Annotated in this window: 9 protein-coding genes; 3 read left to right on the top strand and 6 right to left on the bottom strand. The window is 47.1% G+C overall.

What is annotated here, in order from left to right; genetic code table 11:
* Window positions 1-856 (bottom strand): isoaspartyl peptidase/L-asparaginase (locus ACO0LF_RS30935; protein WP_423021189.1); only part of this gene is annotated, 856 nt, incomplete at its 3' end.
* 566 nt (window positions 857-1422) lie between these two features.
* On the bottom strand, window positions 1423-1725 hold the full coding sequence (locus ACO0LF_RS30930) for a hypothetical protein (protein ID WP_423021187.1): 303 nt from the start codon (window positions 1723-1725) through the stop codon (window positions 1423-1425).
* Between the two features lie 504 nt (window positions 1726-2229).
* Between ACO0LF_RS30930 and ACO0LF_RS30925 the strand changes: the two genes are divergently transcribed.
* Window positions 2230-2643, top strand: coding sequence for a hypothetical protein (locus ACO0LF_RS30925; RefSeq protein ID WP_423021185.1), 414 nt, complete (start codon window positions 2230-2232; stop codon window positions 2641-2643).
* Window positions 2644-2769: 126 nt separating this feature from the next.
* Here the strand turns inward: ACO0LF_RS30925 and ACO0LF_RS30920 are convergent, their stop codons facing one another.
* Window positions 2770-3297: a KGG domain-containing protein gene (locus ACO0LF_RS30920; protein ID WP_423021183.1), complete on the bottom strand. Its 528-nt coding sequence runs from the start codon at window positions 3295-3297 to the stop codon at window positions 2770-2772.
* A 444-nt stretch (window positions 3298-3741) separates the two neighbouring features.
* Between ACO0LF_RS30920 and ACO0LF_RS30915 the strand changes: the two genes are divergently transcribed.
* The gene (locus ACO0LF_RS30915) at window positions 3742-4992 is read left to right on the top strand and encodes an IS256 family transposase (RefSeq protein WP_423007293.1); all 1251 of its coding nucleotides are present in this window, start codon (window positions 3742-3744) and stop codon (window positions 4990-4992) included.
* Here the strand turns inward: ACO0LF_RS30915 and ACO0LF_RS30910 are convergent.
* From ACO0LF_RS30910 to ACO0LF_RS30900, 3 genes are all read right to left on the bottom strand, one after another.
* A complete protein-coding gene (locus ACO0LF_RS30910; RefSeq protein ID WP_423021181.1) occupies window positions 4989-5141 on the bottom strand; it encodes a hypothetical protein in 153 nt (50 codons plus the stop codon). The two genes, ACO0LF_RS30915 and ACO0LF_RS30910, sit on opposite strands and share 4 nt — an antisense overlap.
* Window positions 5129-5329 (bottom strand): hypothetical protein, encoded by a 201-nt coding sequence (locus ACO0LF_RS30905; RefSeq protein WP_423021179.1) that lies wholly within the window; start codon window positions 5327-5329, stop codon window positions 5129-5131. The genes ACO0LF_RS30910 and ACO0LF_RS30905 overlap by 13 nt, the downstream gene beginning before the upstream one ends.
* Window positions 5330-5644: 315 nt before the next feature.
* The gene (locus ACO0LF_RS30900; protein ID WP_423021177.1) at window positions 5645-5869 is read right to left on the bottom strand and encodes a hypothetical protein; all 225 of its coding nucleotides are present in this window, start codon (window positions 5867-5869) and stop codon (window positions 5645-5647) included.
* A 271-nt stretch (window positions 5870-6140) separates the two neighbouring features.
* On the opposite strand from ACO0LF_RS30900, the gene ACO0LF_RS30895 reads away from it, so the two are divergent.
* Window positions 6141-6467, top strand: coding sequence for a hypothetical protein (locus ACO0LF_RS30895; protein WP_423021175.1), 327 nt, complete (start codon window positions 6141-6143; stop codon window positions 6465-6467).
* The last annotated feature ends 175 nt before the right edge of the window (window positions 6468-6642 follow it).

The raw sequence follows: 6642 nt of genomic DNA, 5'->3' as shown, positions 1-6642 counted from the left end.
TAGCCTTTGCGGTCACAGCAATAATTCCGACTGGGATTGTAGACTCAAATAAATCGATGCCACGTTGTAGTGCTGAATCCATACTTTGTCCCTCCGCCAGCCATTGATATACTGAAAATGCAAGAATATGTCGCACAAGCTGTTCACCTTTCCCCGTAATAGCCACTGCGCCAAGTGCCCCTGCGTAGAAGCCACTACCTATAATGGGCGTATCGCCTACTCGTCCAAGCAAAGCTGGCGCACTACCCCCGGTTGAAGTGGCTACCGCAAAACTTCCGTCTCTATCAAGGACTACCGCGCCTACAGTATCGCAGCTATGATCTTCTACGCACGATACCGAAGGTGGATAATTCCATGCCGCCGCATAAGCTCGATTTTTGACGCCGGGAGTAGCGTCTTTCGATGTAGCCAGCACAGCCAACAACTTTGCATGCTGCTGGCGGACGTGTTGAGGAATGGTGCGATAAGGAGGAAAACCAAATTTACGAGCAAAGCGTTCAGCCCCCTCCCCGGTAAGCAACCAGTGTGGAGACCTCGCTACGGCATCGGCCACTAATATGGGATTTTGCACTCGCTTCAGACACGCCACTGCGCCAAGATAACCATTGCTATCCATCACTGCAGCGTCCATTTCAACTGTCTTACCGTCGAGCCCTAGAACAGACCCCGTTCCCGCATTAAAACGTGGGTCATCTTCCATAATGACAATCGCCGCTTTAGCAGCCTCCACTGCAAATGCCCCCGCTTCAAGACGTGCCATGCCAGCATCTGCTGCAGCTTGACATCCATCGCGATAGTCCTGTTTACTGCCAGCGCCGCCATGTACTACGATAGCGACCCTTCGATTTTTAGTCATAAATTCCCAATAACATGTTTCGTCAGGCCGTTTGTCTGTTACAGCGAATTGTGCAATTGATGGAAGATTCGCACTTTCAAAAGCTCGGAAGAAGTATGGTAGTTGGATGGCGCATGTGGGAGATTAGCGTCTTCATTTTTTGCTTATATCTGCAGTTTGCGCAATACGTCTTTCTAATTCGCTCAACTGCCTGGCACATTGATATCTGCACATTGGCTTTGCGATCTAGGAAAGTCACTGCAAATTTCATTCGAACTTGCCATATTTTCTTCGGAATATAGAAGAGAAGAAAGTTGTACCCATTTCTTTACCCTCAAACTTTGCGAGGCTGGTTCAATACTGTTCACGCTTGTCTGCCTTTCGGCGCCTAATGCTATCCATTCCCCTAGTATTTGCTTTTTATAATCGGTTCATGCACCAAACATCTCTACCCGTGGGCTTTGCATTAGTGCCCAGAAACGACTTTTCTCAGGTTGTTCACCTTTGTTTATCCATCCTGTCGCTTGCAGCATAGTTGGAAATTCCGGGATACTTTCTGGCGTAGCAAGCCATTCACTGATCGCTTTTCATCCGACTCGGCAATAATTTGACTGCACATCTTTCCTTGCCACACTCTTGCGTGCCAATGTACAAGTGAGTTCACTGTCGATATCAAATACCCTAATCGTGATTGTTCCTACGCGAAGTTCGTTCAGGCTATAGCCATTTCTCACTCTGGTATAAAAATTGTTTTGATCTGGGGTACTAGCGCTTACTTTACGTACACCTGAAATAGCTCGTTTCGCATGCTCCGTCGCGCCATTGTCGATGATGTCTACCGCTGGAACTGCTGAACTTTTCATTGCAAGGGCGCTAGCGGATTTAAACATGCAATCTCCTGTCTATATGAAATTGCGCTTTCTATGCAGATACGCAAGAATTGTATTGTCAATCTTTGAAAGCAAGAATGGCATCCGCCAATCGCCCGTCCTTATGTCAGCAAGCACCGACACGGAATCCATAGCCTTGTAAAAACTGAGTTCCTAAGTGCCTTATCAAAATTGCCCTGGAAGATGACACAAGTAAAGAACTTGATTAGTTAGGCAGTTATTCATGACCGAACTCTGAAATGCATTCATTTCTACGGAAATCCATACGTAATCATAGGTCTCTGGGTCCGTGTTAAATGGAAGTGTTGATTTGCACTGAAAATTGACCTCCACTTTTGCTGGATAAATTGCATCCAAAATTGACCCACGTTTAACACACAATCCTACTTATCTTGATGAGTAGGGAGCAGGAGTGATTGACGTGGCATTACTAGGTATTATTCGACGCTGGCACATTCGTGACCAGATCCCATTACGGGAGATCGCCAAACGACTGGGCATCTCTTGCAACACAGTTCGGCGCTATCCGCGCGACGCTATCTGCGCTCTGAAATCACAGAGCCAGCCTATGCGGAACGACAAACAATCAGTGCGATCGACAAATATGCATTGCAGCTTTCAAACTGGCTTAAACCCGAAGCGGGCAAAAATCGTAAGCAACGGCGCAGCTTAAAACAGCTTCACTTGGATCTGAAAGAACTGGGATTTGAGGGATGGTATGACCGGATGGCAGCCTTTGCCAGGAAGTGGAAGGTGGATCAAACTGACAGGGTCAATTCAGCTAGCAAACGCGCACACAGAAGGATAAAAGTTGGTAATGCAAATAATAGTACCTCAAAAATTAGTCCCGTTTGTCATACTCTAACTGCGCACTCTTTTGGAAGAAAAACTGTCTCGGTAATATTAAAAACGGCCTGATCGTCAAGGCGAACAGGCCATTAAAACTAATCCAAAGCACTATCTATTTTCGTTCAATCAAGTATCTGATTGAATAAGTATTACTAAGGAAAGGCTTCTCAATGGTCTTATTACTCTAGCCAATCGTTACTTTGAACGAGAACTGGTGCCAGACTCAGTAGATGATTTCGATCCCGATGATTTACTACCTGAACCACTATCAGAGCCAGAATCTTTACTACCAGATGCCGATTTACCAGAGGAATCGCCTCCACCAGATGCTGAGCGGGATGCACCCTGGGAATCGTTGCCCTGTTTTTTTGATGAGGAGCTATCAGAACCGTTTTTTTCGGAACCTTCATCTTCATCATCATCGTTTTTACCGTCATTTTTGTGGCTCATAGCTCCTGCTTTACGAGCCTCTTCTGAGGTGAATTCATGGGCGTTACCGGAAGCATGGGCAGCACGACCACCCTCAGCTGCAATTTCACGCTGCTGTTCTGGGTCCATAGATGCGAAGCCACGGTTGCTATTGTCACCGCTATTGTCGCCACCGCTACCACCATTATTCCCACTATTGCCGCCGCTTTTGCTTGAGCTATCTTTGCCGCCTTGGTTTCCAGAGTCGCTGTTATTCGACGACTTGCCTGATGTACTGTTTTGAGTCGATGCCATGTAGATCTCCTTGTTTTTTTGCTCCCCTATATTCAAAATGAATGTTTGCGGGATGAGCAAGTGCATCTTAAGCCGGCGACCAGATCACACATGTAGGCGGTATGTAGGCGTTGAAGCTTGTTGTACGTAAGGGACTACGCCCGGTGAAGATAAGACATAATTTTGGCGCAGATGAGGCCAAATAAAGTTTGGCTCAATAACGCCGATTGAAAGGTTTTTGCTAGTGTGAGGTTTAGGTAATGTCCAACTCGCTCATTGTTTATGCAATAATTTCAGCGGATTCGGATCTACAGTTTGATTACCTGCGGTTCATCAATCGCTGCAGGTCGTCTATATGTATTGGTTTAACCAAATGTGCATCGAAGCCTGCAGCAAGAGAGAGGGTGTAAATAATTTTGTGTAAACGGTCATTTAGCAGGACACTGCTACCCTCAAGGAGAAATGATGACCGTTGCAAAGCGTAACAAGCGGGCCAAGCCTGACCCGGAATTGCTCAAGCTGGCCGATGGATTGTTGGCCAACTACAAGAAGCCCGAAGACCTGATCGGCGAGAACGGCCTGCTCAAGCAGCTCACCAAGATGCTTGTCGAGCGAGCTCTGGAAGTCGAAATGACCGACCATCTGGGTCACGACAAGAGTGGAGCCGTCAGCAATGACAGCGCCAACACCCGCAACGGCCACAGCGGCAAAACACTCAAGGGTGATTTCGGCACGCTGCCAATCGACATACCGCGCGACCGTCAAGGCACGTTCGAACCGCAAATCATCGCCAAGCACCAAACCCGCTGGAGCGGCTTCGACGACAAGATTATCTCCCTCTACGCCCGTGGCCTGAGTGTACGTGAGATCCAGAGCCACCTGGAAGAGATGTATGGTACGGAAGTGTCACCAGCGCTCATCTCCAGCGTGACCGATGGCGTCAGTGAGGATGTGAAGGCCTGGCAAGCCCGTCCACTCGACGCGCTCTACCCCATCCTGTACCTTGACTGCATTCACGTCAAAGTGCGCGATGCGGGTGCAGTACGTAACAAGGCCGTATTTCTCGCCATTGGCGTGAACATGGATGGTCACAAGGAAGTACTGGGTCTGTGGATTGCCCAGACCGAGGGAGCCAAGTTCTGGCTGCAGGTCGTCACTGAACTGAAAAATCGTGGTGTGCAGGACATCTTCATTGCCTGTGTAGACGGTCTCAAAGGCTTCCCTGATGCGATCGAAGCAGTCTACCCCAAGGCGGCAGTCCAGCTTTGCATTGTTCACATGGTACGCAACAGCCTGCACTTTGTGCCATGGAAAGATCAAAGGGAGGTAGCCGCCGATCTGCGCACCATTTACACTGCAGCCACTGCCGACGAGGCCGGTCTTATGCTCACGCAATTCGAGGCTAAGTGGGATCAGCGGTACCTGCCCATAGGACAATCATGGCGACGTAACTGGGAGAGGGTCATTCCCTTCTTCGACTACCCGGCAGAGATCCGTAAGGTGATCTACACCACGAACGCCATTGAATCGATTAACATGAGTCTGCGCAAGGTCATCAAAACGCGTAGTTCATTCCCTACTGATGAAGCAGTCAGCAAGCTGTTTTATCTGGCGCTCAACAACATCAGCAAGAAATGGACAATGCCAATACGGGACTGGAAAGGCGCTCTCAATCGCTTTACCATCCAGTTCGATGACCGGATGTCGCTGAACTAAACGAAAAACCGTTTACACAAAATTCCGGACACCCCCGCAAGAGATTTTTGTTTATCTTCTTCCTGCCCGTAGCCGGTGACCGCCGCCAACAGAGATGATGCGGTTTCTGGAAGCTCACGCAAGCGTTTTGCTAAAGTCATGCCGTCCATATCAGGCACCCTGTATCCAGCAAGCTCACTTGCGGTTTGACGCGACACGCAATATCAAGAGCAGTAGCACCATCGTAAGCAACCACAACCTCGTGACCAAAAGCGCTCAAGACTCTACTGAGCACATTGGCCGCATCCTCGTTGTCGTCTACTATCAGTATCCCCTGAGCTGGGGTACCAGGTGTCAATCAGTATCCACTATGACTTGCTTCACTATTTCTTCCAAGGAAAGCACCGGTAAGCAAACAGTAAAAGTACTTCCCAGGTCAATACCACCACTGTACAGTTGGACGGTACCACGGTGTGCGCTGACAATGAGTTTCACCAAGGCCAGACTTTAGCGGTCAGCACGGCATCCCTAACAACTGGGGCATATATCAGGACCCGTTTCTCAATGAGAAGATTGCTTATCATTGAGCCTCCGTTCCATTGCCAATCTCACTACCTTAATTCGGTAAAATGTTCAACAAACCTCTCGCAAGTGTTTAATCGTCGCTCCGTTCTCAATGTCCATCAGGATGAAAGATCGTATATTGTTTATCGGGATCAAGGATTTTTTTCGAGGGTAATACTTCTTGAATATTTACATCTTCAAGCGACCAGCTATGCGCTTTCGCTACAGCATGTAATTCAAGTGCCGTTTCAGATAAGGTGATATAGAGCACTTTTTTGCCATGCTTGACTCTCTCAATGAGAAACTTCACTAGGTGCTTAATTTTCGTAGCCAAGTGCATCCTAATTGAAAAAAATTTCAATCGTAGTGGGCGAAGAGGAGGTAAACCCTTAGGAGAAAGTCGCGAGAGGGCCCTGAAAATGCATAACTTGATAATTACGGATCGTCTATGACTAACAACCTACATAGGCGTGGGACACAGACTTACTGATATAAAACATATTTGCTCTATGCTGAATATCATGTTTGAATAAGATCTGACAACTCAAGTACTAATTGCAACACAAGAAATCTGTCTTACAATTAAATTGTAGAGGGAAGACTTTATGAATCCATCAGAAAAACTATCGTGTACAACTCAGGATGTAAACGTAGAAACCGATAAGGCCGAGCAAAAAAAGCAAACTGAACAATCCGCATTGGCTGAACACGACTTTTTGAAAAACGAAAAAGTTACCTCTAAAACAAATGCCAAGAGCCCTCATCTTGATCATTCAGTTAAGGTTCCGCGACTGAAGGAGGAAAAGATCGAAATACCTGTAGATGAACAAGACCGGGAAGGCCCCAATTTCACATCTATTAAGCCGTCGGATAAAGAACATGGTAAGACGGCCCATCAAGCACCGAAGGATGTAGATTTTTCTAAACTTTAACGAAAGCAGCATACTTACTTTAGCAAGTAATTTAACTGTATTTGTTTATAGGGTGTCGGTTTAAGGGACCATATTGGTCCTTCTTTTTCGCGTAATCTATATCTTACATTCTCGTTGTACTTGTGCTGATGTCGGAATATGCAGCATAGAAGCATAATCAACGCTTAGATACACT

Source organism: Undibacterium sp. Di27W (assembly GCF_049340345.1).
Taxonomy (GTDB): Bacteria; Pseudomonadota; Gammaproteobacteria; order Burkholderiales; family Burkholderiaceae_D; genus Undibacterium.
The sequence above is the reverse complement of the archived record's forward strand: the minus strand, read 5'-3'. Positions and strand labels throughout refer to the sequence as shown.